This is a genomic window from Micromonospora sp. NPDC048947, from assembly GCF_040649495.1.
In the GTDB taxonomy this organism is placed as follows: Bacteria; Actinomycetota; Actinomycetes; order Mycobacteriales; family Micromonosporaceae; genus Micromonospora; species Micromonospora alfalfae.
Map to the genome: position 1 here is coordinate 158999 of NZ_JBEZFO010000016.1, position 24711 is coordinate 183709.

Sequence of the window (24711 nt, forward strand, 5' to 3'; positions counted from 1 at the left end):
GGCTGACGACCCCCGTGACATGGCTGACTTTGCTTAACAGAAGTCAGGTCGGATAGCGTGACCGCCATGAAGATCGCTGGAAGCACCGCCCTCGTCACCGGCGCCAACCGTGGCCTCGGCCGGCACCTGGCCGCCGAACTCCTCGCCCGGGGCGCCACCGTCTACGCCGGTGCCCGTAACCCCGACAGCGTCGACCTGCCCGGCGTGACGCCGGTGCGCCTCGACATCACCCACCCCGCCTCGGTGGCCGCCGCCGCCGAACTGGCCGGCGACGTCAACCTGCTGATCAACAACGCCGGCATCGACAACCGGGCCGATCTGCTGGACGGCGACCTGGACCTCATCCGGCTGGAGCTGGAGACCCACTACCTCGGCACCCTGTCGATGATCCGGTCATTCGCGCCGGTCATCGCCGGCAACGGCGGCGGAACCATCCTCAACGTGCTCTCCGTGCTGTCCTGGGTGAACTTCCCCCTGCATGGGTCGTATGGTGCCGCCAAGTCCGCCGAGTGGGCGATGACCAACGCGCTGCGCCTCCAGCTCGCCGACCGGGGCGTCCGGGTGGCCGGCCTGCACGTCGGCTACCTGGACACCGACATGGCCGCGACGGTCACCGGCCCGAAGTCCGACCCGGCGGTGATCGCCGGGCTCGCCGTCGACGGCGTCGAGGCCGACGCCTACGAGATCGTGGCCGACGACGTCAGCCGGCGGGTGCAGGCCGGGTTCCCCGGCGGCGTCGCCGCGCTCTACCCACAGCTCCCCTGACCCACGACGTGACGGGCCGCCGCCGGACGCTGCCGGCGGCGGCCCTTTTCGGGGTACGCGGTCAGCTCGCCACCAGCGTCACGTCGTCGATCACGAAGCTGGTCTGCAACGACGAGTCCTCGGTGCCGGTGAAGCGCAGCGTCACCGTCTGCCCGGCGAACCCGGCCACCGAGAAGCTGCGCTGGACGTAGCCGGACGCCCTGTTCAGATTCGAGTACGTCGCCAGCGTGGTCGACCCCAGTTGCACGGTGAGCCGGTCGTACGCCGTGGAGCCGGTGGTCTCGGCGGTGTCGATGTGCAGCCAGAAGGACAGCGTGTAACTGGCGCACCCGGCCGGCAGTGTCACCGACTGCGTCAGGCTCTCGGTGCCGCTGCTGCCGTTGCCGTTGAGCCACGCTTTGTACGACCCGGTCCGGGCCGGCTGGGCGCTGGCGTTGGTGATCACGCCGGAGGACGATGTCCACGGCGTGCTGCCGCTCTCGAAGCCACCGTTTGCGACCACCTGACCGCCCGTGCAGGTCGGGGTGCCGCCGCCCACGGCGAGTTGCCACAGCGCGTACGCGACACCGTCGGCCGCCCGGTTCAGCACGGTGGCGCTGACGTTGGCGGTGGTGTCGCAGGACCGGTGGTAGCACGGGTCGTACGCGGAGTTGGCGGTGCCGCCCCACTTGGCCACCTGGGCGCTGGTCTTGCGCGCGCTGGCGCCGGCGGCATAGCCCGAGGTGGGGATGCCGGCCTGCTGGAAGTAGTAGTCGTCGGAGCGGCCCTGGCCCTCGACGTTCTCCTCCGGTTGCAGGCCCAACGAGTCCCAGTACGCCTTCAGCGGCGCCGCGGTGGTCGAGGTGACGCGGTTGATGAAGTAGCCGCCGTTGGTCGAGCCGACCATGTCGAAGTTGTAGTAGCCCTTGAGGTAGCCGCGCTGGGTGGCGCTGAGCGAGTTGACGTAGAACCGGGAGCCGTTGAGCCCCTGCTCCTCGTCTGTCCACCAGGCGAACCGCACCCGTTTGGTCATCGTCGGGTTCTGCGCGGCCAGGACCAGCGCGTTCTCCAGCAGGGTCGACGAGCCGGTGGCGTTGTCGTTGATGCCCGGACCGGCCGCGACGCCGTCCAGGTGCGCGCCGAACATGACCACCTGGTCGGCCGGGCCGCCGGGCCACTCGGCGATGAGGTTGTTCGAGGGGTACCGGCAACTGGAGCAGTACTGCTCGCTGACCGTGTAGCCGGCCGACTGGAGCCTGGTCTTGACGTAGTTGAGCGAGGCGGTGTAGCCGGCCGAGCCGGCCCGTCGGTTGCCACCGTTGCTGGTGGCGATGGCGTTGAACTGGGTCAGGTGCGCCTGGACGTTGGTGATGGAGATGTCCGGCGCCGCCAACGCGGCGGCGGACGCGGCGATCGGCCGGGTCACCGTCGTGGCGGTCGGAGGTGACGCGGTCGCCGGTTGGGCGACCAGCGGCACCGTCATCCCGGCGAACACGGCGAGCGCGATTCCCGCGCTCAGCGTTCTGCCTCTCATGGGGGCTCCTCGGGGTTGGAGAGATACCCGAGACACTTACAGATATCTATTTCTTGAGCATCGGTCGTTCGTCCCGAACCGCCGCCGGTTCGACTGTGGGTACCGGCGTCGGCACAGGTGAGTAGAGGTGTCAGGATGGGTAGGTAACGCGGCAGGGGTCGTCGGGCCCGGAACGGGGGCTTGCGATGGGGTCGGATCGAGCGTGACGCGACCCAGCACTGACCTGTTCCTCGGCGGCGACACCGGGCGGTTGATGGCACAACTGGACTGGGCCGGCACCCCGCTGGGCCCGGTCGACGAATGGTCGCAGAGCCTGCGCGCAGCCGTCCGGATGGTGCTCTCCTCCCGGTACCCCATGCTGCTGCTCTGGGGTGAGAGCTACTCCCAGCTCTACAACGACGCGTACTCCGCCCTGATCGGCGACAAGCACCCCGCCGCGCTCGGCGACGACGTACGGGTGACGCTGGCCGAAGGCTGGAACGTGCTCGCCCCCCTGATCGAGGAGGCCATGGCGACCGGGGTGGCCAGCTGGGTTCCCGCCCTGCAACTACTGCTGGAGCGGGCCGGCTACCGCGAGGAGGCCTACTTCAGCGTCTCGCACGCCCCGGCCCGCGACGACGACGGCCGCACCGTCGGCGTACTGACCGTGTGCAGCGAGGTCACCCAGCAGGTGGTCGGCGAACGCCGGCTCCGTCTCCTTCGCGACCTGTCAGTGCTCGGCGACGGGCGCACCGTCGACGTGGACGCCACCGCCGCTCGGCTGATCGACGTGATCGACGGTCACCCCCTGGACGTGCCGTTCGCCGCCATCTACCTGCGCGACGGCACGGCACTGCGCCGGATCACCTGCACCGGCGGCGACCAGGGGCACGCCCCGGCCCTGCCGGACACCGTCGAGCTGACCGACCCGGGCCCGCCCGCGTACGCCTGGGGGCTGGCGGACGCCGCCGAGGGCCGGGCGACCCAGGTGACCGACGTCGCCGACCGGCTGCCGCTGCCCGCCGGCCCGTGGAACGACCCGGTTCGCACCGCGCTGGCGCTACCGCTGCCCTCCGCCGACGAGGATCAGCCGCTCGGCGTCCTGCTCGCCGGGGTCAGCCCCAGCCGAGGGCTCGACGAGGCGTACCGCTCCTTCCACCAACTGCTCGCCCAGCAGATCTCCGTGGCGTTGCGCAACGCCCAGGAGTACGAGGAGGAGCGGCGCCGGATCGAGGCGATGGCGGAACTGGACCGGGTCAAGACCGACTTCTTCGCCAACGTCAGCCACGAGTTCCGTACCCCGTTGACCCTCATCCTCGGCCCGCTGACCGACGCCCTCACCGACGCCACCGCGCCGTTGGCGGCGGTGCAGCGGGAGCGGGTGGAGACCGGCTGGCGCAACGCCACCCGACTGTTGACGCTGGTCAACAGCCTGCTCACCTTCTCCAGCCTGGAGGCCGGGCGGGCGCGAAGCGACGCCCGGGTGGTGGATCTGGCCGCGCTGACCGCCGAACTCGCCGGGGTGTTCCGGGCCGCCGTCGAGCGGGCCGGGCTGACTCTCGAGGTGAGCTGCCCACCGCTGCCCCGGCCGGTAGCTGTCGACCCGGTCAACTGGGAACGCATCGTCACGAACCTGCTCTCCAACGCACTGAAGTACACGTTCATCGGCCGCATCCGGGTCACCGTCGACGCCGACGACGAAGAGGTGCGCCTCACCGTCGCGGACACCGGCATCGGCATCGCGGAACGGGACCTGCCGAAACTCTTCGAACGCTTCCACCGGGTGCGGGGCGCCCGCTCGCGCAGTCACGAGGGCACGGGCATCGGGCTGGCCCTGGTGCACGAGTTGGCCCGGCTGGAGGGCGGCGACGTGCACGTGACCAGCCAGGTGGGCGTCGGCAGCAGGTTCACGGTGACGTTGCCCTGGTCGGCGGCGCACCGCACAGCGGTCGCCGGGCCGGCGGTGGACGGGCGGGGTGACGCGGCACGCGCCGCCGTCGAGGAGGCGATGGGCTGGCTCACCGAACCGGACGCGCTGACCGAGCCCGATCCCGCGTCCGGGCCGGCCACTGACGAACTGGCCGGGGCCCGGATCCTGCTCGCCGACGACAACGCCGACATGCGGGCGTACCTCACCCGGCTGCTCACCGGGCAGGGCTGGCGGGTGCGGGCCGTCACCGACGGCCGGCAGGCCCTCGACGAGATCCACAGTGAGCTGCCCGACCTGCTCCTCACCGACGTGATGATGCCGGTGCTGGACGGCTTCGACCTGGTGCGCCGACTACGCGCCGACCCGACGACCCGGACGCTGCCGGTGCTGGTGCTCTCCGCCCGTGCGGGTGGGGAGGCCAGCGTGGAGGGCCTGAGCCTGGGTGCCGATGACTACCTGGTCAAGCCGTTCGCCGCGGCCGAGTTGATCGCCCGGATCCGGGCCAGCATCCGCCGAGCCCGCGACCGTACCCCTGCCGCGGCCGTCGTCGGTGACCCGGCGGCTGTCGCTGCCGCAGCTCCCTCGGCTCGGCCCGCCCCGGTGGGACCGGGCGCGCCGGGCCCGGCGGTCGAACCCGTCCGCGACGCGGCCGTGGTCGTGCAGGCGCCGGCCGAGCCGGAAGGGCTGGGCGACCTCCTGGACGAGGGGTGGACGTACCCGTCCGCCCCCACCTCCGCCGCCGCGATGCGTCGGGACGTCCGTGGCGCGCTGGGCGACCTGGACGTGGACCCGGACGTGTTGGAAGATCTCCTGCTCGCCGCCTCCGAGGCCATGAACAACGCCGTCGAACACGCACAGCGACCCAGCCGTCCGGAGGTACGGGTGCGCGCCCAGGTGGGTGGCGGGCTGATCCGGATCTCGGTACGGGACTTCGGCACCTGGCGGGACCGCCGGCCGGCGATGGACCGGGGACGCGGCGCGCTGCTGATGAACGCCTACGGCGACGTGCGGCTGGTCTCCACCGCCGAGGGAACGACTGTGACCATCGAACGTCGACTGGCCTGAGTGCCGGCGGCGGGTCAGAGTCGGCGGCCGCTGGCGTCACGGGCGATGATGCCGTCCAGCCGCTCCCCCGGAGTGAGCCGCGCCGGGTCGAACCAGAAGATCAGCACCTGCTTGTCGCCACTCCATGGCGCCACTCGGGCGTCGACCTGCCGACCGCCGACGGTGCCGATGATCCGCCTGGCGGGGCCGACGAAGTAGCCGAAGGTGGGCACCGGCGCGGCAAAGCCCTCGTCGTAGCCGATCTGGTGGAACCCGGCGCCGCGGTCGCTGCCGTGGACGTCGTTGACCAGGATGTCGGTGCTCAACGAGCCGTCCGGAGCCTGGCGACCGGCGGCCAGCCCGATGGACACCTTGGGCTCACCGGGCACGGACACCGCGACGAAGTAGTAGACCCGACGCTCCGCGCCGTGCCGCACCCCGCTGTCCACGATCTGGCCCAGGGCCTTCGGTGGCGGCTCGTCGCGGCCCACAGTCGGCGGTGGCGTGGAGCCCAGCGACTTCTCCGCCCACGGCGAGACACCGACCGACGGTGGGGCGACGGCGACCGGCGGCGGGCGCTCGGTCGGCGCCGGATCGCCGGGCCCGGACGCGCCGACCGCCACCACGACGACCACGGCGGCCAGGCCGGTCACGAGCGTCGCCGCCCCGGCTCCGGCGAGGCGTCGACGGGTACGCAGCCGACGTCCCTCGCGCATCACGGAGTCCAGATCGAGCACGGCGTCGGGACGCTCGGTCGCCCGCATCGCGTGGCGGAGCCGTTCCAGCTCGCTCATCGGCGCGCCCTCTCATCGGCCGTGCGGGGGGTTGCGGTGCGCAACTTCTCCAAGGCTCGCGAGCTGGTGCTCTTGACAGTGCCGACGGATACGGCGAGTTCCCGGGCCACCTGCGCCTCCGGCAGGTCGAAGTAGTAGCGCAGGACGACGATGGCGCGCTCCCGGGGGCTGAGCGCACCGAGGATGGTGATCAACCAGCGCCGGGTGGTCACGTCGTCGGCCACGTCGCCACGCCGTTGCTCCGGCACCTCGTCGGTCGGGTACTCCCGCATCGGCCGTCGCCACCCGTCGACCAGATGGTTGACCAGCGTGCGGCGGGCGTACCCGTAGGCGTCGTCGTCGTGGATCCGCGACCACGACGCGTAGGTGCGCACCAGCGCTGTCTGCGCGGCGTCCTCGGCCTGGTGGTGGTCACCTGTCATCAGGAACGCGGCATGCACCAGTCGCGCGGACGCCGCCCGCGCGAACTCGACGAAATCCGCGTCACCCCGCGCCACCGCGAACCCTCCCCGTGCCACAGAGCTAGAGACGGGCGGAGCCGGCAAAAGGTTGAGCCCTGGGTCACATCAACTTTTCGCCACTGTCACCCGTCTTCTCCTCCGCGCCGCCACCCGGCGACGCGCGAGGGGAGAGACATGTCGACGAAGGTTACCCGCCGCCGGGGTACCGCCTCGATGGCGTCACTGCTGGTGGTGGCGCTGCTCACCGGGTGCGGCCTGCCAGCCGCCGGGCAACCCGCCGCCGTCCCGGTCGCCGCTGGGCCGGTGCCCAGCCGACCGGCGACACCTACCGGTCGGCCGACCGGGGCCGCCGAGGTCCGACCCAGTTCCGCGCCCGTCGTCCCGGTCAGCTACCCCGCCACCGGCGGTAACCGCTGGTCGGTGGCGCCCGGCGAGACAACCCCCGGGCGCGCGACGGCCGGCCGGTTGCTGCGCTACCGGGTCGCCGTCGAGCGCGACATCCGGGGCCTGCCGGCGAAGGACATCGCCACGGCGATCACCACCACGTTGAACGACCCACGCGGGTGGACGGCGGGCGGGGCGTGGCGGTTGCGTCGGGTCGGTGCCGGCGAACCGACCGACTTCACCATCTACCTGGCGACCCCCGGCACCCGCGACACCCTCTGCCAGGACGTACCGGACGCCTACACCTCCTGCCGCAACGGGGGCCGGGTGGTGCTCAACGTGGCGCGCTGGGTCAAGGGGGTGCCGGGTTACGGCGCGACGGTGCAGACCTACCGGCAGTACATGGTCAACCACGAGGTGGGGCACAAACTCGGGTACGGCCACGAGCGGTGCCCCGGGCGGGGCCGGCCGGCGCCGGTGATGCAGCAGCAGACGCTGGGCCTGCACGGCTGCGCCGCGAACGCCTGGCCGTACCCGAAGGGCAAGGCCCGCTACAGCGGGCCGGTCGGGGCGTACGACGACGCGATCCCCCGGCGTGAGGGCGCCTACTCGGCATCGTGAGGACGGCGTGCCCTCAGGTACGGCGGCGGCGCTCCTGCTCGATTCGCTCGTCCTGCCGGCCCATCTCGTAGATGGCGTTGAGGCTGGTCGGCAACCGGCTGACGTTGTCCGGCGTCGGGCCGGGATCCGGCTCCGGCCCGGGATCCGACGTCGGACCTTGATCGGGTGCGGCGGCGGAAACGGGGGCCCGGCGGCGCAGGAGCAGCAGTGCCAACACCGCGAGGACCGCAACGACCAGCAGGTACGACACTGGTGGCCAGGCATTGCGGGTGGGGTTGGCGAGCGCAGGCGGGGCGGTCGGTGCGGGGGTGTCGCCGTCGCGCCAGGGCGCGGCTGCCTCGCTGGTGCCGCTGCTCGCCCCAGCGGTGCGGCGATCGGGGGCTGCTGGTGCGGGGACGCTGCCCGACACGGCGGGCCCGGGAATCACTGTGGATTCCACCGGGCTGGGCTTACCGGTGACCGGTGGCCGACTCGGCGTTGCCGCCGCGGAGGCGGTGACGCTCGGCGTCGGAGCGGCACTGGGGGTGTCGCCACCGAGCAGGTCGTCGACGATCTGGCCGACGCCGCCGACGATGTCACCGAGCGGGTTCGAGGTGGCCGACGGGGACGGCGCGGGCGCGAGGGCGAGGGTCAGCGCGAGAACGACGACGGTAGGCATGACGCCACCTCCGATGTGCCGATATGCCACGCACCGTACCGCATCGTGGGATCGCGTGGGTGACACCGGCACACCGGGGCGGGGGCGCGCCTGACACTCGCCCCCGCCCCGCAATGTCGTTGATGGTCAGACCGGTAGGCCACCCACCTGAGTGGAGATCCACGATCGGATCGACGGCAGGTCGACGTAGATGGACGGGCCGGTCGCGCAGGTGGAGTTGTTGTTGCCGGCCCGACTCGTGGCGCCGATCAGGTTCCACACTCCGTTGACCCGGCGCACCTGCGGGCCACCGGAGTCGCCGTAGCAGGCGCCGGAGTTGCCGTTGGTGTTGTTGGTGCAGATCTCGTACGTGCCGTTGATGCCGGAGCACCGGCTGTCGGCCACGATGGACGTGTCGAGTTCGTTGGCCACGGCAGGGGCCGAACCGCAGCCCCGTGGGGCGCAGGTCTGGCCCCAGCCGATGATCCGGGTGGCGGTTCCGACAGCGCCGGAGGTGCTCGGGATCGGGGCCGGCGCGTACGTGACCGAGCTGGCCAGTTGCAGCAGCTTGACGTCGACGCTGGGGTGGTTGACCGCCCGGGTCACCCGCACCACGGTCCCGCCGCTGGTGCGGTTGACGCTGCCCACCCGCACCGAGGACGGCGTCGAACAGTGCTTGGCGGTGACCGCCCAGTTGCCAGTGATCAGCGTGCCGGTGCAGCCGGAGACGTACACCATGAAGGGGTAGTTCTCGGTGGCTGGCCGGCCGCCGACCACCAGCGGGCTGATGTCCGAGGCGTCGTTCCAGGTGTACGTCGTGCTGGCCGGTGCGGCCAGGGTGCCGGCGAACAGCGAGTTGACCCGGCTCGCCTCGGCGGCGCTGGGGTTCGCGTTGCGGCAGGAGACCGGTGCGCTGCTGCCGGACATCAGGTCGGAGCAGAGGCCGGTGCGCCGGTCCGGCAGGCCCAGGATGTGGCCGACCTCGTGGGTGGCGATGCGGGTGCGGTCGTAGCCCTGGTTGACGGCCGTGCGGCCCATCCAGATCCGGCCCGAGCCGAGACCGGTCGGCTGCGCGCGGGGCCAGCCGTCGTCAACGTAGATGGTGATGCTGGCCGGGGTGCCGGCCAGGAGTCGGACGTTGCTGACCCGGCTGTTCCAGATCTGCGCCGCCTGGTCGAAGTTGGTGCGGAACTCGCCGGTCCGGCTCGCGTCGTAGTAGACGGTCCGGACGGCGGCGGCCGGCGTGCCGGTGGCGAGCTGCATCCCGGCCGCCGCCAGGATCGCCACCAGCATGGCCAGCGCCGCGCGTCTCAGTTGTCCTCGGAACATCGGGTACTCCCCTACGGTCGTCCGACGACCATCGGGCCGTCGGTCATCGATGTACGCCGATATTAGTGTGACGGCGTTCGATGTTCGGCATAGCGGAAGCGTCATACCGGCGACGTCGACGGCGGTTGGGCGCCACCCGGCACCTGCGCGGCCGAGGACACGGCGTCACGACAGCGACGCGGCCTCCGCACCGTCCTGCGGAGGCCGCGCCGTGGCATGCCAGAGTCGGCGCCTACCAGTTGCCGAGCACCAGACGCCCGCCAACCTGGCTGAGGTTGAACGGTCCACTGTCGTACCAGACACGGGCGGCGAAGTTGCCGTTGCGCCACACGTAGTAGGAGAACGTGCCGTCGCCGTGCCGGTAGGCCATCACGATGTCGTCCCTGCCATCACCGTCCACGTCGCCGGAGGCCATCCGGTCACCGACAACGCTGAGCCGGAAGGCTCCGGAGTCGTAGTCGCTGGTGCGGTTGAACGAGTCACCGTCGGACAGCCACCGGTAGATCCGCATCGTCCCGTCACCCTGGTCGTAGGCCATCGCCGGTTCCGCCTTACGGTCACCGTTGAAGTCACCGAGCACCAAGCGCCCGCCGACCCGCCTGAGACCGAACGGCCCGCTGTCGTACCAGACACGGGCAGCCGAGTTGCCGTTGCGCCACACGTAGTACGAGAACGTGCCATCCGGCTGCTGGTAGGCCATCACGATGTCGTCCCTGCCATCACCGTCCACATCACCGGAGGCCATCCGGTCACCCACGGCGCTGAGCCGGAACGGCCCCGAGTCGTAGTCACTGGTGCGGTTGAACGAGTCACCGTCGGACAGCCACCGGTAGATCCGCATCGTTCCGTCACCCTGGTCGTAGGCCATCGCCGGTTCCGCCTTACGGTCACCGTTGAAGTCACCGAGCACCAAGCGCCCGCCGACCCGGCTGAGACCGAACGGCCCGCTGTCGTACCAGACACGGGCAGCCGAGTTGCCGTTGCGCCACACGTAGTACGAGAACGTGCCGTCGCCGTGCTGGTAAGCCATCACGATGTCGTCCCTGCCGTCACCGTCCACGTCACCGGAGGCCATCCGGTCACCCACGGCACTGAGCCGGAAGGCTCCGGAGTCGTAGTCGCTGGTGCGGTTGAACGAGTCACCGTCGGACAGCCAGCGGTACATCCGCATCGTGCCGTCACCCTGGTCGTACGCGACTGTCGGGGCGGCGCGACCGGCCGGCTTCGGCGGGGACGGCGGCGTGGTGGGTTTCGCGATCTTCGTGTACCGCCGCGCCACGTAACTGGTGGCCCGGTGGCTGTCGATGGTCCCGGCGTCGATCGCCGCCGTTCGGATCTTCACCGGTGTCGACCCGAAGGTGTAGTAGGTGAAGTGCCGACGGTCTGTCTTCCAGCTCTTGAAGAGGACGACGTGCTTCGCGGCGAGGTTGAGGATGTCGCCGGGCTGGAGCTCCGCCTTGCCGATCTGGGTGGAGAACTGGTGCAGGGTCCGGGTGCTGGGGTCGGCATTCAGGTGCCAGGCCATGCCCACGTAGCCGGAGCAGTCACGCCGGTACTTGCGGGTGTGCGTGGGGTCCCAGGAGAACGCCCGCTGACTGTACGGGCCGGGCTGATGGTCCACCCAGCCCTGGGCACGCTGCATGACCTCGGCTCGCGTGATCGGCCCCCCGATCGAGGAGGCCAACGCGGACATCGTGCCGTCGGAGCCCTGCGAGGGATCCTCGGTCTCGTCGACCGGATCGTCGTCGGGCAGTTCGTCGCCGGGGTCGTTCAGTTGGCACCCGTCGAGCTGGGCCACGATCTCGGTCGGCACCGACTCGTCGCAAACCCCGCCCGAGCCGACGTTGAGCGGCTTCCACTGCTGCGCCACATCCTCGTAGCGGAACAATACGAACGACGCGTCGTACTCGCCCTCCGCCGGAACGACAGCGGTGGCCCAGGGCAGGGCACAGCTCACGCTCTCCAGCACGGCCGGGTTGCCGGCCGCCTCGTCGGTGAGCGCGTCGGCCCGCAGACCGGCCAGCAGGGTGGCCGGCGTCGGACACACCGGAGCCTCCGCCGCAGCCGCCTGGGCCGGGACCCCACCCGGAACGGTGAGAACACCAGTCATCACCAGTACTGTCGCGAGCTTTCGCCCGCCTGATTCCTCACGCACAGCCTTCCTCCCCGTTTGTCATCGATGAGACGTCGGCACGTCGGATGGTCGAGGGCGAACTGCTCGCACCACGGCAGACGTCAGTGGCTGGACGCACGTGTCACCCCGGATGCATCCGGGGCGCAACTCCCGACGGTGGCCACATGTCGAGGACCGCGTCCGAAATGGAGGCTACGACACTCGTCGATGTCCGTCTGTCCCCGATCTGACGGTCCGGCCGCCTGCTGTTACTCGGCGGTTACGTCGCGGCGAAGCTCCTGTGCCGGGACCGGACGACGGTGGCGGCAGAGGGTCACCGGCAGCGCCGCCGCGACGTGACCCCGGAACCGGACGGAGAAGAAACCATGAGGATCAGGAGCGCACTGACCGCGTTGGCGGTCGTCCTCGCCGGGCTGGTCGCCAGCGCCGGCAGCAGCACCGCGGCGGGCACCACGACCGGAGCGGCGTACTGCGGGATCACCTGGGGCAGCGCGGAGAAGGCGGCCGGCTCGCTGAGCGACGCCCCGTTGATCGACGTACGGACCGGCCGGCACGACTGCTACGACCGGGTGGTGTTCGAGTTCAACGGCCCCGTCGACGGTTACGCGATCGGCTACGGGGAGACGTGGACCGAGGGCGAAGGGCTGGCGCTGTCGCCGTACACCGCCGGCGGCGCCCTGCTGCGGGTCTCGCTGCGGGCACCGGCGTACGACGACGACCACCTGGGCACCGTGCCCTACGCGGTAGGCGAGCACGTGGCGAACCTGCTGCGCTACCCGACGCTGCGCGACGTGGTGTTCGGCGGCAGCTTCGAGGGCTACAGCACCTTCGCCGTCGGCGTACGGGCGCGGCTGCCGTTCCGGGTGCTCGTGCTCGCCGGCCCCGGCACTCACAGCCGGGTGGTGCTCGACGTCGCCCACAAGTGGTGATCGGAACCGGCCGATCTGCTTGGCCGTCCGCCGAGGTGAGGCGGACGGCCAAGCGTGACACCAATCCGGCTGGGCGCGGCGAGCCGTACCGAACCGGCGTTGGTGGGCGGCGGGGCTGATCGACAGCTTCCGGCGAAGCCCCGGCGTGATGACTCAGACGTGCAGTGTGGGCCGATAGACGAGCTCCTGGGTGCGGCCGTCGAGGGTCCGGCTCTCGATCAACTCCAGGTCGAAGTCGGCCGCTCCCTGGAAGATCGGCTCGGTGCCGGTCTGTCCGGTGATCACCGGGAAGAGCGTCACCTGGACGAAATCGACCAGTCCGGCGGCCATCAGCGCCCGGTTCAACGACAGGCTGCCGTGCGATCGCAGGGGCACGGCGGACTCCTCCTTGAGCCGGGCGACGACGTCGACCGCGTCACCGCGCACGACGGTCCCGTCCGGCCAGTCGAGGGGGCCCTCCAGCGTCTCCGACACCACTGTCGCCGGGAGGTTCCTCATCTGGGTCACCCAGGCGTCGCGGACCTCGGACTCCTCGCTGCTCGCGGCCAGCATCTGCGCGAACACCCGGTACGTGTTGGCCCCGAAGACCATGCGCTGCTCGGCGCTGTACACGGACAGGCGGTGTGCGAGCAGTTCGGGCCCCTGCTTTCCCCAGTAGCCGCCCCAGTTTCCGCTGGTGGTGCCGAAGCCGTCGAGGCTGGAAAAGACGTCGACTGTGTAGGTAGCGGTCATGATGCTCTCCATTCACCGGTGAGTTCGTCGCGACGGGTCTCCAGGTAGGCCCGCTCGGTCGGGTTGGTGGCCAGTGCCGCGGCCTGGTCGTAGGCGGCTCGGGCCTCGTCGTTGCGCCCGAGCCGGACGAGCAGTTCGGCCCGGGTGGCGGGCAGCCGGTGATAGCGCGGGAGGTCGACGCCCTCCAGCGCGGCGAGGGCCACCGCCGGCCCGTGCACCTCGGCGACGGCCACCGCACGGTTGAGCGCGACGACAGGGGTTGGCGCGAGTGCGAGGAGCTGGTCGTACAGGGCGAGGACCTGCTGCCAGTCGGTGGCGGCGCCGTCGGTGTGCACAGCGCCGATCGCGGCCTGGATCTGGTACGGGCCGGGCCGGTTGCGGCGTAGGCATCGGCGGACCAGTTCATGCCCCTCGACGATGAGCTGCCGGTTCCACAGTGATCGGTCCTGGTCGGCCAGCAGCACCAGGTCGCCGGCCGGGCCGAGCCGGGCCGGACGGCGCGCCTCGGTCAGCAGCAGCAGGGCGAGAAGACCCAGGACCTCGGGCTCGTCGGGCATCAACGCGGCGAGTTCGCGGGCGAGCCGGACCGCCTCGGCGCACAGGTCCGTTCTGATCAACGGGCCGGCGGTGGACGCGTAGCCCTCGTTGAACATCAGGTAGAGCACGGCGAGGACGGGCGGCAGCCGGTCCGGCAGCTCATGTTCGGCCGGCACCCGGTACGGGATGGCGGCGTCGCGGATCTTCTTCTTGTTCTTGGCGCGCACGATCCGCTGGGCGACGGTCGCCTCCTGAACCAGGTAGGCACGGGCGATCTCCGGTACGTCGAGGCCGCCCAGCAGGCGCAGGGTCAGAGCCGTCCGTGCCTCCGGGGCCAGCGCCGGGTGACAACAGGTGAAGATGAGTCGCAGCTGATCGTCCCGCACCGGTCCCACCTCCGAGGGCTCATCCTGGTGATACAGCAGCAGGGCCTGGGCGTGCCGGGCCTCGCGTGTCGACTCTCGGCGAAGCCTGTCGACGGCACGGTTGCGTGCGGTGGTCACGATCCAGGCGCCCGGATTCGGCGGCAGGGTCTGCCACTTCTGCAGCGCGGTGGTGAAGGCGTCCTGGACGGCCTCCTCGGCGAGGTTGATGTCACCGAGGAGGCGGGCCAGGGTGGCGACGCAGCGGCCGTACTCCGCGCGGTAGATGCCCGCCAGGTCCATGTCGGGAGACCGGCTGCTGGTCAGGCCTGGGACAGGTCGTCGAAGGGACGCACCTCGACCGGGCCGCAGGCCGCCGCGCACCTCTCGGCCCAGGCCAGCGCCGCGTCCAGGTCCGCGCACCTGATGACCCAGAACCCGGCGATGTGCTCCTTCGTCTCGGCGAACGGCCCATCGCTCATGGCGGTGACGCCGTTCTCGACCCGGACGACAGTGGCGCTGTCCGGCGAGGTGAGTCCCCCGCCGAAGACCCAGGCGCCCGTGGCCTGCATGTCGTCGTTGATCCGGCCGGTCTCGGTGAACATGGTCTGCGTCTCCTCGTCGGACGGCGTCGGCGCGCCCTCGACGATGTGCACGGACAGCAGGTACTGCTTCATGACAATCCTCCGGTAGCTCGATGGTGGGTTGGGCTCAGGTCAGGCGGCCAGGCGGCGCGCGACGGCGGGGATCACGATCGCGGCAGCGACCAGGTGGGTGAGCATCAGCAGCGCCTTGGTGGCCGTCCCGGCGTCGGCGATCACGTCCGGCACCACTGACAGTGCCGTCAGCACCACCGTCGTGCGGACGAACGTGAGCCGGGGGCGTCGGGCGAAACGCGCCAGCAACCCGGCGATGATCACGCCGATCAGCGAGAAGACGGCGGTCAGCACGCCGAACCCCGTCACGGGGATCGGGGCACCGCCCAGCTCAAGGCTGATCCCGGCCAGGTGCCCGACGGCGGCGACGGCCATGGTGGCGACGCTCGCCGCGACAGTGGCGGCGACACCGGTCCGGATCAGCGCACCGACGTTCGACGTGGCGGCGCGGGTCGTGTTCGCAGTGGCGGTCATCGTGCCCTCCAGTGGGTGTGCGGCCCGTTGCGATGCGGGCTCTCACCACTGCTACGAACTGAACGGATCCCAATCGACAGCACTACCAGAATTTTTGTGGACCTGTTTCGACGGCGGCGCGAGACGACGGAATCTCGGGACACGGCGGACCAGCCCGACCACGATTCTCGCAGCTCGGCTGCCCGGCGGCCCACGGCACGCTGACCGCGCTGCCAGCCTGATCAGTAGGGGCGGTAGACGAACAGGGCCCAGAGAAGTGGGACGGCAGCAACCGGCGCCACGCACAGGGCGCCGATGCGCACCCACTGCGGCAGGGCAGCTCTGAGGGCCAGGACAACGGCGGCGATGCCGTAGCCGTCCGCCAGCAACGCGGTCGGGAGCAACGCCAACGGCTCGGGTCCGCAGTCCGAGGGATCCGGCACGAACGGGGGTCGGCAAGGCTCGGACGGAGCCATGCTCGTGACAAGCGCCAGCCCTGACAGGCACATGATCGGCAGTAGCGGGACCGCCAACAGCGCGAGTGCGACAGCTACCCCGACGCTGGTGCGCTGCGGCGTCGTCCCGCGCTCGCCCCGCCCCGCCCCGCCGATCATGGAGTTGCGGTGGGTGACAAAGCGACCGCCAGCCCCCACAACGGGCACCACAACTCCATGATCGGCGCCGTCAACCTAGGCCTCGTCGGCCAGGTGCCAGACCTCGCGCATCGGGGCCCACCAGTCCCCCGAGCCGGGCTCGGCGATCGACTCCTGACACGGGTCGGTCAGCTTCCACCACTCCTGCGTCTGCGGGTCCGCCGCGATCAGCCGCGAGTCGGCCTCGTAGTCGTCGCCAACGTACTCGTAGTAGCCGAAGAGCAGATCGTCGTGGAGGAAGATGGTGTAGTTGCGGAAGTTCGCCTCGCGCAGCGTCTTCTCCACGCTCGGCCAGACGGCGGCGTGCAACCGCAGGTAGGTCTCCCGCTGCTCGGGGCGGAGTCGAATCACGCAGCCATGACGTTTCACGTCGTGCCCTTTCGTGTGAGCCGGTTCAGGGGTGCCGAAGGCACCTGACCGTAGCGGTTGGGCGGTGCCCGGAGGGGGCCAGCCGGTCGCCGATGTCGGCCGTTCTGCCAGGGCTACGCACTGTGGCGTCGGGTCTACCCTCGGGTGATGGAGGGCCGCGTGTTGGTGGTCGAGGACGACTTCTCGATCCGGGAGGTCACCGCCCTCGGTCTGCGTCGCGCCGGTTTCCGGGTCGACACCGCGTTAGACGGACGGCAGGCCCTGGCCGCGTTCCGCGCCCACCCGGTCGACCTCATCGTGCTCGACCTCATGCTGCCGGGCCTGGACGGCCTGGAGGTCTGCCGGGAGATCCGGCGGAGCAGCCAGGTGCCGATCCTGATGCTGACCGCGCGCACCGACACCATCGACGTGGTGGTCGGGCTGGAGTGCGGCGCGGACGACTATCTGCGCAAGCCCTTCGACCTGCCCGAGCTGGTGGCCCGGGTTCGCTCGGTGCTGCGCAGGGTCAGCCTGCCGGCCCCCTCGACAGTCATCGAGGTCGGCGGTCTGGAGATCGACCCGGACGGCTTCGTGGTGCGCCGGCACGGCCAGGAGGTGGCGCTCACCGCCACCGAGTTCCGCCTCCTGCTGGAGCTGGCCCGCCGGCCCGGTCAGGTCTTCACCCGGGAGTTGCTGCTGGACCTGGTCTGGAACCACGACTTCCTCGGCGACTCCCGACTTGTCGACGTGGCGGTGCAGCGGCTACGCGCGAAGGTCGAGGACGACCCGGCGCAGCCACGGCTGATCCGGACCGTGCGCGGCGCCGGTTACAAACTGTCGACGGGCTGACGGGGGCGGCGATGGCCGGACGCGCAGTGTTCCCCGGGCGCCTGCGGCGCCGGCTGACGATCGCGTTCGTCCTGGTGGCCGGCGTTTCGGCCGGGCTGCTCGCCGGCGGGACCGGGCTGCTGCTGCGGCAGTCCTGGTTGGACGCGTCGCTGCACGAGGCCGCTGCCGACGCCCGCTACCAGCTCGTTCTCGCTGGGCAGTTCCTGCCGCTGACCGAGCAGCGCAGCACCGAACTGCTCAGCAGCTTCGAGGGCAGCGGTCGGCACGTGCTGCTCGTCGACGGCCCGACTCGCGCCTCGCATCCCGCGTACGCCCCGGTGCTGGGCACCCGGTTGCGGGCCGTCGTCGCGGACGGGCGGCTCGGCTATCAGCGCTCCGCGCCGAAGGAACGTCCTCGGCTGCTGGTGATCGGTGGGCGCATCCCCGGCTCGACCGCCGAGCTGTACGTCCTGACCGTGGAGGACGACGTCGCCACCGACCTGGGTCAGCTCCGCACCGCGCTGGTGGCCGGCTGGGCGCTCGTGGTGCTGCTCGCCGCCGCCGTGGGTCACGCACTGGCCCGCCGCACGTTGGAGCCGGTGGGCCGGGCCAGCCGGGCCGCCCGAGCACTCACCGAGGGCCTGCTCGCCACCCGTCTGCCGGTCCGCGGGCGCGACGAGTTCAGCGTCTGGGCGGCGACGTTCAACGAGATGGCCGGGGCCCTGGAGTCGAAGATCGCCGCACTGTCGGCCGCACAGGCCCGCGAGCGACGGTTCACCGCCGACGTCGCGCACGAGCTGCGTACCCCGGTGACCGCGTTGGTGGCGGCGGCGTCGCTGCTGCGCGAGCACCTCGACCAGCTGCCCGACGACGCCCGGCCGGCGGCCCGGCTGCTGGTCAGCGACGTGGTCCGGCTGCGCCGGTTGGTCGAGGACCTGATGGAGATCTCCCGGTTGGATGCCGGGCGGGAGCGGCTGGACGTCGGGTCGGTCGACGCGTTGGGGCTGCTGCACGGCATCGTCGCGGCGCGCGGCTGGTCGCCGCGGGTGCGGGTCACCGGTGATCCGGTAGCGGCGCGCACCGACAGGCGTCGGCTGGAGCGCGTGCTGGCCAACCTGGTCGCCAACGCGGTCGAGCACGGCGGTGGCGAGATCACGGCCAGCGTGGCGCGCGCCGGTCCCCTTGTCGTCTTCGAGGTGACCGACGAGGGGCCGGGCATCCCGGCCGAGCATCTGTCCCGTGTGTTCGACCGGTTCCACCAGGTCGATCCGTCCCGCTCCGCGCCGGGCAGTGGGCTCGGGCTGGCCATCGCGCGGGAGCACGCCGAGCTGCTCGGTGGCGTGCTGAGCGTGCGCAGCGAACCGGGTGAGGGCACCCGGTTCCGGCTGGAGCTGCCCGCTGACGGTCCCGCCGGCCCGCACGGTGACCCGCCGCACCGGGACGACCGCGCCCACCCGCGGCCGGTTGGGCGTACCACCGGCACGCCGGGCGGTGTGGGGTGACCGGCCGCGGCGCGGTCGGGCTGGGCGCGTCGGCGCTGGTCGCGGCGCTCCTCCTCGGTGGCTGCGGCACTCCCCGCTCCGGTGACCTCGGCCCGGCGCCCACCGCGCCGCCGCCGAACGTCGCTCCCACCGACCGTCCGGAACCCACCCCGACCCGCGCCGCGGCACCAACGTCACCGCCCGCGAACCGGCCGTCGGGTCCGTCGACGGCGGCGTCCACCGGCACGCGCCGGCCGGACCTGGTGACCATCGAGCTGTGGTACGTCCGCGCCGGGCTGCTCGTGCCGACCCGGCGCACCCGGCCGGCCACCGTCTCGACGTCCCGGCTGGCGCTCACCGAACTGGCCGCCGGGCCGAGCCCGGCCGAGGCTGCCACCGGGATGATCACCCTGCTTCCGGCCGGCGTCACTGTCACCCGCATCGCCGACGGCGTGGCGACGCTGCGGCTGCCGTCCGTGGGCGACCCGGCCAGCCGGCGGCTGCGCGAGGCGCAGGTGGTGTGGACGCTCACCCAGTTCCCCAGCGTGCGTCAGGTCCGCCTCGACGGCGCGGCCCCGGTCGACCGGGCGGACTACGCGGACCTGCTGCCACCGATCGTGGTCACCGGCCCGATCCCCGGCGAGCGCGTCTCCGCCCCGCTCGTCGTCACCGGCACGGCCACCGTGTTCGAGGCCACTGTGAGCGTCCGGGTGCTGGACGCCGGCGGTCGGACGGTGGCCACCGGTTTCGGCACCGCCAGTTGCGGCAGCGGCTGTCGGGGCGGCTACCGGGTGGTGATCGGCTGGGGCACGATCCGCGAACAGAGGGGCACTGTCGAGGTGTACGAGGTGTCCGCCGACAACGGCACGCGGATCAACACGATGGCCGTGCCGGTGGTCCTCGCACCCCGCGACTGACCACCCTGCCCCAGAGGGTGTTAACCCGATGCGTCATCCATTTGTCGACAGCGACGTGCGGCCCTGACGTCTACCCGACAGCGCGGATCCTCGCCGACGTTCCCGGGCCTGACCCGGCCACGCGGTGAAAGCGCAGGCCAAGTGCCGTGGAGCCGGGAGGGCGTCTCCGACACGCCGGCAGCGGGAAGGTTCCTCGGACCGGGCCGGACGACCGTTCACGTGACCTTCGAGATTGACCTGGACAAACTTGTTTGCGAACGTGAGCGCGTCATTGCGCAGAGTCATATTCGCAGTTCAGCAGTGTGACGGCCGGGCCACATTGGCGTCGTACCGGTCGCCGCCGCTACAGCCTCAGCATCCCTCGAAGAGCGGAGATACATCATGTCCGGTGGCAGCCTTCCCCGTACCGGTATGGGCGTTGTCACGATCGGCGGCGCGGCCGGTATCGGCAGCTACGCCCTCCCCCTGCCGCTCACCATCGCCCTCACCGGAGCGACAGCCGTCCTCGTCGGCTTCATCATGATCCGGATGACGTTCCGTCGTAAGCAGTCGGTCGGACAGTGACCGCGAGCGTCACGAAGGGTCGTGTCCTGTTCGCCGCGGCGGTCGTCCTGGCCGCCGCGGCGGCGTGGACCGCCCATCACGTCCTCGCCGTGATCGGCGCCATCGACGGAGGTGGTCACCGCTTCACCTTCGCGTACGCCGCCATGTTCCTGCTGCTGATCTGGCAGCTCGGCACCTCTTATCTGGAGAAGCCCGCAGTGGTCACCGACCGGATGCAGGGGCACCTCGACGCTCTGCACGTGGTGGGCATCGTGCCGGCGTACAACGAGGATCCGGGCGCGCTGCGGGCCTGCCTCGAATCCATGATCTTCCAAACACGCAAACCAGACACCATCTACGTGGTGGACGACGGCTCGAAGCTGACCGAGGGCTACCAGCCGATCAAGCGGTGGTTTCTCGATGTCGCCCCCGTACACGGGATCATCGCCGCCTGGCACATCCAACCCAATGCCGGCAAACGGCACGCCCAGGCGGCCGCGGTGCGGTCGACCCCGGCAGCCGACGTCTACTGGACGGTGGACTCGGACACCATCTCGGACCCGAACGCCCTCAGGGAGTTGTTGAAACCCTTCGCCGATCCGGCGGTGCAGTCTGTGGCCGGGGTGGTGATGGCAGCGAACGTGCGCAGCAGCTTCCTCACCCGGTTCACTGACCTGTGGCTGGTGACCGGGCAGCTCACCGACCGGTCGTCACTGTCGGTGTTCGGGTGCGTGTGGGTGAACTCGGGCCCGATCGCCGCCTACCGCGCGGAGGTGGTTCGCGACAACCTCGGCGCGTATCTGACGGAGACGTTCTTCGGCCAGCGGGTGCCCTTCTCCGACGACTCCCTGCTCACCCTCTTCGCGATGGTCCGGGGACGTACCGTGCAGCAGCCGTCGGCGTTCGCGTTCTCCCTCATGCCGGAGAACGCCGGGCACTTCTGCCGGATGTTCCTGCGCTGGATGCGCGGCAGCTTCATCAGGACCTGGTGGCGGGTCCGGTACCTGTCGTTGCGGTCGATCGCGTGGTGGCTGCATCTGCTGCGCTGGGCGGCCACCGTGGTCGCGACGGTGTTGTTCGTGGCGGTGGCGATCCTGTCGCCGATCATCGACCCCGATCCGCGGGCGATTCCGTGGCTGGTGGCTGTGCCGTTGATCGTCGGGTACGGGCAGGCGCTCCGCTACATGACGGTACGACGATCGGACCAGTCGACGGCCTACCAGTGGGGCACCTGGCTCCTCACGCCCGTCGCTGTGGTGTTCGCCCTGGTGGTGCTCCGGGCGATCCGCTGGTACGGCATCGCCACCTGCTGGCGCACCGGCTGGGGCACCCGCAAGAAGGTGGAAGTGGCGCTGGGTTCCTGACCACACGATTCGTACTGATCCTGCCACCTGGGCTGACACCGCGTGAAACGTGACCGTTTCACCGGCTCGGTGCGAGGCAACTCACGAAACCCTGCACGATCAGCCAACCGCGAACTAGGGTCAGTACGACATCGTTTCGCGGGGGGTCGGGATGCTGGGTGGTCAGCAGGTGGGCGCGGGTGCCGGGGTGCCGGCAGCCCGGGCTCCGCGCTGCACCGACAACGACCTGTTCACAGTCGTCATCGACGCCCTGCGCGAGGTCGGCTTCGACCGGATGACCATCGACGCCGTCGCCGCCCGCGCCCACGTCAGCAAGGCCACCATCTACCGACGCTGGGACGGCAAGGCCGAGCTGGTCGTCGCCGCCCTGCGCGAGCGGCAGGTGGGAGTACACAACCCGCCCGACACCGGCTCCCTCCGCGGGGACCTGATCGAGTTGCTGCGGGCCACGGCCGCGATCTGCACCGCCGACTGCGACCTCATGCAGGCGTTGACCTTCGCCATGCGGACCAACCCCGAGCTGGAACGCCTGGTGCGTCACCAGGTGCTGCCGGCCGGGCGGGTGGCAAGCACCGCCATCCTGGTCCGGGCCGCCGCCCGCGGGGAGATCCCGCCGGAGGCCGGCGAACGGGAGCTGTTCCACGATCTGGCGCCCGCGCTCACCATGTCCCGCATCGTCGCGCACGGCCTACCCGCCGATGACGCGTTCCTCACCCAGGTCGTCGACCAGGTGCTGATCCCGGTACTCCGCTATCAGCACGACCGTCCGTCGCCGGCCTGATTCACCGATATTCGCAACACGGAAGGCTTCACCATGCCCGGAACCACCTCGACCGCGCCCGGCGCGCCCAACGCCGGGGCGTCGACAGGCGCACCGCACCCGCGGCGCTGGATCGCGCTGGCGGTCATCGCGGTCTCACAGCTGATGGTCGTCCTGGACGCCACCATCGTGAACATCGCGCTGCCGCAGGCCCAGTCGGACCTGGGGATCACCGACGCGAACCGGCAGTGGGTGATCACCGCCTACACGCTGGCCTTCGGTGGTCTGCTGCTGCTCGGCGGTCGCATCGCCGACTACTGGGGGCGCAAGCGCACCTTCATCGTCGGCATGACCGGTTTCGCGCTCGCCTCCGCCCTGGGCGGTCTGGCCACCACCGGTGAGATGCTCTTCGCCGCCCGCGCGTTGCAGGGCGCCTTCGGCGCGCTGCTCGCCCCGGCCGCGCTGGCACTGCTCACCGTCCTGTTCACCGAGGCCACCGAGCGGGCCAAGGCCTTCGCGGTGTACGGCGCGATCGCCGGCGGTGGGTCGGCGGTCGGTCTGCTGCTCGGCGGTGTGCTCACCGAGTACGCCGACTGGCGCTGGTGCCTGCTGGTCAACATCCCGGTCGCCGCCATCGCCATCGCGTTCGCGCTGCCGCTGGTGCCGGAGAGCCGGGCACACGGCAACACCCGCTACGACGTACCCGGTGCGATAGTGGTGACCGCCGGCCTGGTCTCCCTGGTCTACGGCTTCACCAAGGCCGCCGAGGACGGCTGGGACGCCACCGCGACGCTCGGTTTCATCGCCGCGGGCGTGGTGCTGCTCGCCGCCTTCGTGGTGATCGAGCTGCGCTCCAGCCACCCGCTGCTGCCACTGCGGATCGTGCTGGACCGCAACCGGGGCGGGGCGTTCCTCACCTCGACGCTGATCGGCGCCGGCCTGTTCGGGGCGTTCCTGTTCCTGACCTTCTACTTCCAGGTGGTGTTGCAGTACAAGCCCCTCGAAGCCGGTCTCGCGTCCCTGCCGGTCACCGCAGGTGTGCTGATCGCCGCTGGTGGTGCCAGCCAGCTGATGCCCCGCCTGGGTGCCAAGCCGCTGATGGTCGCCGGTTCGGTGCTCGCCGCCCTGGGCATGCTGGTGCTGACCCAGATCGACGTGGACACCTCGTTCCTCACCCACCTGCTGCCCGCGCAGGTCGTCCTGGGCCTGGGGCTGGGCTTCACCTTCGTCCCGCTGTCCAGCCTCGCCCTGGTCGGGGTGCCGGAGCACGACGCCGGCGCGGCCAGCGCGACGCTCAACGCCACCCAGCAGATCGGTGGCTCGCTCGGCACCGCGCTGCTGAACACCTTCTACACCAGCGCGGTCGCCGCCTATCTGGTCGGCCGGGCGCCGAACCCGGTCAACCAGGTCGAGGCGCTGGTGCACGGCTACCGGGTGGCCTTCGCCTGGGGCGCGGCGTTGATCGTGCTCGCCGGACTGGCCACCCTGGTGCTGGTGAAGGTCCGCAAGGAGGACATCCCGACCGGCAACACAGTGCACATGGGCTGAGCCCGACCGACGTGGCCGCCGGCCGGAACGCGCCCGACACCGGGGCGGGCCGGCCGGTGGCCACGTCCGGTAACGTCCCGACCATCGTCGAAAATCCGTTTGAGGAGATCCATGTCGACCCCTGCTGACCAGATCATCACAGCTCTGCGGGCGGGCCACGAGGAGCTCGCCGCGCTCGTACGGGACCTCAAGGAGGACGACCTGCTCCGGCCGTCGGGCGCCAGCGAGTGGCAGGTTTCCCAGGTGCTGAGCCACCTGGGCAGCGGCGCCGAGATCAACCTGGCGACGCTGGACGCCGCCCGTTCCGGCGCGCCCGGTCCGGACGGGGACTTCAACCGTGGCGTCTGGGCACGCTGGGACGCGATGTCCCCGGCCGAGCACGCCGCCGGCTTCCTCGCCACCAACGAACGGCTGGTCGAGGCGTACGAGGCGCTGGACGCCGACACCCGGGCCTCGATGCGGATCGACCTCGGCTTCCTGCCGGAGCCGGTCGACGTGGCCACCGCGGCCCGGTTCCGGCTCAGCGAGTTCGCCCTGCACCAGTGGGACGCCGAGGTGGCGTTCAACAGGTTCGCGGCGGTGACGCCGGGTGCGGTGGCGCTGCTGCTCGACCAGATCGGCGGCATGCTGGCCTGGACCAGCCGACCCCAGGAGCTGGCCGGCCGGGAGGCCACAGTGCTGGTCCGGCTGCACGCGCCCGAGCGGACGTTCGGGCTGCGGCTGGGCGAGAAGGTCGAGATCGTCGACGCGCCGGAGCGTCCCGACGGGGAGCTGGTGGCCCCGGCCGAGGCGTGGCTGCGGCTGGCCACCGGACGGCTGGGCCCCCAGCACACCCCCGACGGGGTGCAGGTGACCGGCTCGGTGACCCTCGACGACCTGCGCCGAGTCTTCGTGGGCTTCTGACCAGCGGCCGTGGGGGGGGGGGGGGGGGGGGGCCCCGCGCCCGGCCCCCCCCCCCCCCCCACCCCAACCGCGAGGGGGGCGGCCCCCCCCCCCCGCGGCCCGCCCG

24 protein-coding genes and 1 pseudogene are annotated in these 24711 nt (G+C 71.2%); 12 read left to right on the forward strand and 13 right to left on the reverse strand.

Annotated features, from left to right (window positions below; translation table 11 throughout):
- Nucleotides 1-66: 66 nt before the first annotated feature.
- Nucleotides 67-765 (forward strand): SDR family oxidoreductase, encoded by a 699-nt coding sequence (locus AB0B98_RS22965; protein WP_357365162.1) that lies wholly within the window; start codon nucleotides 67-69, stop codon nucleotides 763-765.
- A 61-nt stretch (nucleotides 766-826) separates the two neighbouring features.
- On the opposite strand, the gene AB0B98_RS22970 is transcribed toward AB0B98_RS22965, so the two are convergent.
- Nucleotides 827-2278 (reverse strand): M28 family peptidase, encoded by a 1452-nt coding sequence (locus AB0B98_RS22970; protein ID WP_357365164.1) that lies wholly within the window; start codon nucleotides 2276-2278, stop codon nucleotides 827-829.
- A 202-nt stretch (nucleotides 2279-2480) separates the two neighbouring features.
- On the opposite strand from AB0B98_RS22970, the gene AB0B98_RS22975 reads away from it, so the two are divergent.
- The gene (locus AB0B98_RS22975) at nucleotides 2481-5252 is read left to right on the forward strand and encodes an ATP-binding protein (RefSeq protein ID WP_357365166.1); all 2772 of its coding nucleotides are present in this window, start codon (nucleotides 2481-2483) and stop codon (nucleotides 5250-5252) included.
- A 14-nt stretch (nucleotides 5253-5266) separates the two neighbouring features.
- Here AB0B98_RS22975 and AB0B98_RS22980 read toward each other — a convergent pair whose 3' ends face one another.
- Both AB0B98_RS22980 and AB0B98_RS22985 read right to left on the reverse strand, forming a co-directional pair.
- Nucleotides 5267-6025: a hypothetical protein gene (locus tag AB0B98_RS22980; RefSeq protein ID WP_238669584.1), complete on the reverse strand. Its 759-nt coding sequence runs from the start codon at nucleotides 6023-6025 to the stop codon at nucleotides 5267-5269.
- Entirely contained in the window at nucleotides 6022-6522 is a 501-nt protein-coding gene (locus tag AB0B98_RS22985; protein WP_357365169.1) for a SigE family RNA polymerase sigma factor, read from the reverse strand. Before AB0B98_RS22985 ends, AB0B98_RS22980 begins: the two co-directional genes overlap by 4 nt.
- 138 nt (nucleotides 6523-6660) lie before the next feature.
- Between AB0B98_RS22985 and AB0B98_RS22990 the strand changes: the two genes are divergently transcribed.
- Nucleotides 6661-7491, forward strand: coding sequence for a DUF3152 domain-containing protein (locus tag AB0B98_RS22990; protein WP_357365170.1), 831 nt, complete (start codon nucleotides 6661-6663; stop codon nucleotides 7489-7491).
- A 13-nt stretch (nucleotides 7492-7504) separates the two neighbouring features.
- Here AB0B98_RS22990 and AB0B98_RS22995 read toward each other — a convergent pair whose 3' ends face one another.
- The 4 genes and pseudogenes from AB0B98_RS22995 to AB0B98_RS23010 all read right to left on the reverse strand — a co-directional run bounded on the left by AB0B98_RS22995 (nucleotide 7505) and on the right by AB0B98_RS23010 (nucleotide 11567).
- Nucleotides 7505-8149 (reverse strand): hypothetical protein, encoded by a 645-nt coding sequence (locus tag AB0B98_RS22995; RefSeq protein ID WP_357365172.1) that lies wholly within the window; start codon nucleotides 8147-8149, stop codon nucleotides 7505-7507.
- 126 nt (nucleotides 8150-8275) lie between these two features.
- Nucleotides 8276-8965 (reverse strand): trypsin-like serine protease, encoded by a 690-nt coding sequence (locus tag AB0B98_RS23000; protein WP_357365203.1) that lies wholly within the window; start codon nucleotides 8963-8965, stop codon nucleotides 8276-8278.
- 18 nt (nucleotides 8966-8983) lie between these two features.
- Nucleotides 8984-9562, reverse strand: a pseudogene (locus AB0B98_RS23005) (snapalysin family zinc-dependent metalloprotease); the annotation flags it as partial.
- A gap of 127 nt (nucleotides 9563-9689) precedes the next feature.
- On the reverse strand, nucleotides 9690-11567 hold the full coding sequence (locus AB0B98_RS23010; protein ID WP_357365174.1) for an FG-GAP-like repeat-containing protein: 1878 nt from the start codon (nucleotides 11565-11567) through the stop codon (nucleotides 9690-9692).
- 389 nt (nucleotides 11568-11956) lie between these two features.
- On the opposite strand from AB0B98_RS23010, the gene AB0B98_RS23015 reads away from it, so the two are divergent.
- Entirely contained in the window at nucleotides 11957-12520 is a 564-nt protein-coding gene (locus AB0B98_RS23015; RefSeq protein ID WP_357365176.1) for a hypothetical protein, read from the forward strand.
- A gap of 153 nt (nucleotides 12521-12673) precedes the next feature.
- Here AB0B98_RS23015 and AB0B98_RS23020 read toward each other — a convergent pair whose 3' ends face one another.
- From AB0B98_RS23020 to AB0B98_RS23045, 6 genes are all read right to left on the reverse strand, one after another.
- The gene (locus AB0B98_RS23020) at nucleotides 12674-13252 is read right to left on the reverse strand and encodes a dihydrofolate reductase family protein (protein ID WP_357365178.1); all 579 of its coding nucleotides are present in this window, start codon (nucleotides 13250-13252) and stop codon (nucleotides 12674-12676) included.
- Nucleotides 13249-14454 (reverse strand): sigma-70 family RNA polymerase sigma factor, encoded by a 1206-nt coding sequence (locus AB0B98_RS23025; protein ID WP_357365179.1) that lies wholly within the window; start codon nucleotides 14452-14454, stop codon nucleotides 13249-13251. Before AB0B98_RS23025 ends, AB0B98_RS23020 begins: the two co-directional genes overlap by 4 nt.
- Before the next feature lie 20 nt (nucleotides 14455-14474).
- On the reverse strand, nucleotides 14475-14828 hold the full coding sequence (locus tag AB0B98_RS23030; RefSeq protein WP_357365181.1) for a YciI family protein: 354 nt from the start codon (nucleotides 14826-14828) through the stop codon (nucleotides 14475-14477).
- A gap of 39 nt (nucleotides 14829-14867) precedes the next feature.
- Complete coding sequence (locus AB0B98_RS23035; protein WP_357365182.1) at nucleotides 14868-15281, reverse strand: DUF6069 family protein; 414 nt, start codon at nucleotides 15279-15281, stop codon at nucleotides 14868-14870.
- A 221-nt stretch (nucleotides 15282-15502) separates the two neighbouring features.
- Nucleotides 15503-15922: a hypothetical protein gene (locus AB0B98_RS23040; RefSeq protein WP_357365183.1), complete on the reverse strand. Its 420-nt coding sequence runs from the start codon at nucleotides 15920-15922 to the stop codon at nucleotides 15503-15505.
- 27 nt (nucleotides 15923-15949) lie between these two features.
- Entirely contained in the window at nucleotides 15950-16264 is a 315-nt protein-coding gene (locus AB0B98_RS23045; protein WP_238669573.1) for an L-rhamnose mutarotase, read from the reverse strand.
- Nucleotides 16265-16429: 165 nt separating this feature from the next.
- Between AB0B98_RS23045 and AB0B98_RS23050 the strand changes: the two genes are divergently transcribed.
- The 8 genes from AB0B98_RS23050 (at nucleotide 16430) to AB0B98_RS23085 (ending at nucleotide 24605) form a co-directional block, all read left to right on the forward strand.
- Nucleotides 16430-17110, forward strand: a complete 681-nt coding sequence (locus AB0B98_RS23050) for a response regulator transcription factor (RefSeq protein WP_357365185.1) — start codon at nucleotides 16430-16432, stop codon at nucleotides 17108-17110.
- A gap of 11 nt (nucleotides 17111-17121) precedes the next feature.
- Entirely contained in the window at nucleotides 17122-18591 is a 1470-nt protein-coding gene (locus AB0B98_RS23055; protein ID WP_357365187.1) for a HAMP domain-containing sensor histidine kinase, read from the forward strand.
- Entirely contained in the window at nucleotides 18588-19487 is a 900-nt protein-coding gene (locus AB0B98_RS23060) for a Gmad2 immunoglobulin-like domain-containing protein (protein ID WP_357365189.1), read from the forward strand. Before AB0B98_RS23055 ends, AB0B98_RS23060 begins: the two co-directional genes overlap by 4 nt.
- 381 nt (nucleotides 19488-19868) lie before the next feature.
- Nucleotides 19869-20051, forward strand: coding sequence for a hypothetical protein (locus AB0B98_RS23065; RefSeq protein ID WP_203117656.1), 183 nt, complete (start codon nucleotides 19869-19871; stop codon nucleotides 20049-20051).
- A complete protein-coding gene (locus AB0B98_RS23070) occupies nucleotides 20048-21394 on the forward strand; it encodes a glycosyltransferase (RefSeq protein ID WP_238669569.1) in 1347 nt (448 codons plus the stop codon). The genes AB0B98_RS23065 and AB0B98_RS23070 overlap by 4 nt, the downstream gene beginning before the upstream one ends.
- 151 nt (nucleotides 21395-21545) lie before the next feature.
- Complete coding sequence (locus AB0B98_RS23075; RefSeq protein ID WP_357365191.1) at nucleotides 21546-22175, forward strand: TetR/AcrR family transcriptional regulator; 630 nt, start codon at nucleotides 21546-21548, stop codon at nucleotides 22173-22175.
- Between the two features lie 33 nt (nucleotides 22176-22208).
- On the forward strand, nucleotides 22209-23702 hold the full coding sequence (locus AB0B98_RS23080) for an MFS transporter (RefSeq protein ID WP_357365192.1): 1494 nt from the start codon (nucleotides 22209-22211) through the stop codon (nucleotides 23700-23702).
- Nucleotides 23703-23813: 111 nt separating this feature from the next.
- Nucleotides 23814-24605: a maleylpyruvate isomerase family mycothiol-dependent enzyme gene (locus tag AB0B98_RS23085; protein WP_357365194.1), complete on the forward strand. Its 792-nt coding sequence runs from the start codon at nucleotides 23814-23816 to the stop codon at nucleotides 24603-24605.
- Nucleotides 24606-24711 lie beyond the last annotated feature (106 nt).

Bases quoted from the DNA above. Each gene is read 5' to 3' on its own strand.
- AB0B98_RS23085 (WP_357365194.1), top strand. From the start codon at position 23,814: ATGTCGACCCCTGCTGACCAGATCATCACAGCTCTGCGGGCGGGCCAC.
- AB0B98_RS22980 (WP_238669584.1), bottom strand. From the start codon at position 6,025: ATGAGCGAGCTGGAACGGCTCCGCCACGCGATGCGGGCGACCGAGCGT.
- AB0B98_RS23065 (WP_203117656.1), top strand. From the start codon at position 19,869: ATGTCCGGTGGCAGCCTTCCCCGTACCGGTATGGGCGTTGTCACGATC.
- AB0B98_RS23015 (WP_357365176.1), top strand. From the start codon at position 11,957: ATGAGGATCAGGAGCGCACTGACCGCGTTGGCGGTCGTCCTCGCCGGG.
- AB0B98_RS22995 (WP_357365172.1), bottom strand. From the start codon at position 8,149: ATGCCTACCGTCGTCGTTCTCGCGCTGACCCTCGCCCTCGCGCCCGCG.
- AB0B98_RS23025 (WP_357365179.1), bottom strand. From the start codon at position 14,454: ATGGACCTGGCGGGCATCTACCGCGCGGAGTACGGCCGCTGCGTCGCC.
- AB0B98_RS23075 (WP_357365191.1), top strand. From the start codon at position 21,546: ATGCTGGGTGGTCAGCAGGTGGGCGCGGGTGCCGGGGTGCCGGCAGCC.
- AB0B98_RS23035 (WP_357365182.1), bottom strand. From the start codon at position 15,281: ATGACCGCCACTGCGAACACGACCCGCGCCGCCACGTCGAACGTCGGT.
- AB0B98_RS22965 (WP_357365162.1), top strand. From the start codon at position 67: ATGAAGATCGCTGGAAGCACCGCCCTCGTCACCGGCGCCAACCGTGGC.
- AB0B98_RS23010 (WP_357365174.1), bottom strand. From the start codon at position 11,567: ATGACTGGTGTTCTCACCGTTCCGGGTGGGGTCCCGGCCCAGGCGGCT.
- AB0B98_RS23080 (WP_357365192.1), top strand. From the start codon at position 22,209: ATGCCCGGAACCACCTCGACCGCGCCCGGCGCGCCCAACGCCGGGGCG.
- AB0B98_RS23020 (WP_357365178.1), bottom strand. From the start codon at position 13,252: ATGACCGCTACCTACACAGTCGACGTCTTTTCCAGCCTCGACGGCTTC.
- AB0B98_RS23050 (WP_357365185.1), top strand. From the start codon at position 16,430: ATGGAGGGCCGCGTGTTGGTGGTCGAGGACGACTTCTCGATCCGGGAG.
- AB0B98_RS22970 (WP_357365164.1), bottom strand. From the start codon at position 2,278: ATGAGAGGCAGAACGCTGAGCGCGGGAATCGCGCTCGCCGTGTTCGCC.
- AB0B98_RS23030 (WP_357365181.1), bottom strand. From the start codon at position 14,828: ATGAAGCAGTACCTGCTGTCCGTGCACATCGTCGAGGGCGCGCCGACG.
- AB0B98_RS22990 (WP_357365170.1), top strand. From the start codon at position 6,661: ATGTCGACGAAGGTTACCCGCCGCCGGGGTACCGCCTCGATGGCGTCA.
- AB0B98_RS23055 (WP_357365187.1), top strand. From the start codon at position 17,122: ATGGCCGGACGCGCAGTGTTCCCCGGGCGCCTGCGGCGCCGGCTGACG.